Below are 1,272 nucleotides of genomic sequence, written 5' to 3'. Positions count from 1 at the left end.
TTAAAAAAGCAAAGATATACGAATATGCTTCCTCTGCTGATAGATAATTTTGGTATACAAAACGTAGTGCCTATTTTTACAGTGGATGCCAAAAAGACTCAACTGGATGTTTTAGAAAAGGAATTTCAAACGGAGTATATTGAGATATTCAAAGAGCAAAATTTTATTAGCGACGATAAGGACTTTTATGAAATTCTACGTATTATAAATGATGCGACCAGCGAGGATGGCAAATATATAATTGATCTAACTCACGGCTTTAGGCATATTCCTATTTTAGCCACCATCTCGCTTATATCTCAAAGCTTAAGCGATACGAATAAAATCAAACATATATTTTTCGCAAAAGAGATAATAAATCAAAAAGAGTATGAAATTATCGATTTAAAAGAATACTTAGAGCTTGCAAATATGTCGTATATGCTCGAAACATTCGATAAAAATTATACCGTTTCATTCGTAGCCGCATTTGAAAACGAGGATTTTGAAAATTTAAGAGGCGAATTAACGAAATTTTCAAACGATATTCTTGCCAATTCAATAAAGGCACTAGAAAGTCGCTTTGATATAGTTTTGCAATACATCGAGAATATTAAAAAGCATGAGCAAATTTTTACATTTAAATCTAGCCTTGATAAAATCAAAGACCATATAGAGAATTTAAAACAAATTAGCAAAAAGAGAGATTATCAAAAATTATACGAGATAGCAAAGGTACTTAATAAAAAGGGCTATTTGCTAAATGCTATAACATTACTATTTGAAGGGGTTGGATATTATTGCGTAAGCGGGTTAGAAAAAATTAGTCCCAAAGCAGAAGCTTACGTAAGAGAATTTAAAAATAGCGGATTTTTTGATTCTTATAATTTAACCAATCAATCGAGAAATTTAGTAAAAATCGGTAGCGATATGAAATCTTATTTATTTGGCACAGAAAAGGCGCAAACTCATTTCGGACTTAGCGAGAAAAAAGCTAAGGAATATCTAGGCGATATAAAGAATTCGATCTGCAACAAACTAGAAAGAATTCCGGATATAGAAGAATTTAAGAATTTTATCATTGCGGCTGAAAAATTAAGAAATAATCTAGCTCACGGAAACAGTAGCGATGAAATAGCAAATACAAAGTTAAATTTCAAACGGCTTTTAGAAGACTATAAAAAATTCTGCATAAAGGACGATATTTTAGGGGTAAGCGCGTGAAAACCCTATTCACCCTAATAAACCACACCTTGACGTCGGAGCAAGAAGAAGACGCGAGGAAGAATTTAA

Annotated in this window: 1 protein-coding gene; it reads left to right on the top strand. The window is 31.8% G+C overall.

Annotated elements, in window-relative coordinates; all coding sequences use genetic code 11:
• On the top strand, nucleotides 1-1,203 hold a 1,203-nt coding region (locus Q0257_RS04240; RefSeq protein WP_298021944.1), incomplete at its 5' end, for a TM1812 family CRISPR-associated protein.
• Between the last annotated feature and the right edge of the window lie 69 nt (nucleotides 1,204-1,272).

Source organism: uncultured Campylobacter sp. (genome assembly GCF_938018035.1).
Taxonomy (GTDB): domain Bacteria; phylum Campylobacterota; class Campylobacteria; order Campylobacterales; family Campylobacteraceae; genus Campylobacter_B.
This window is presented reverse-complemented; position numbering and strand designations above follow the sequence as displayed.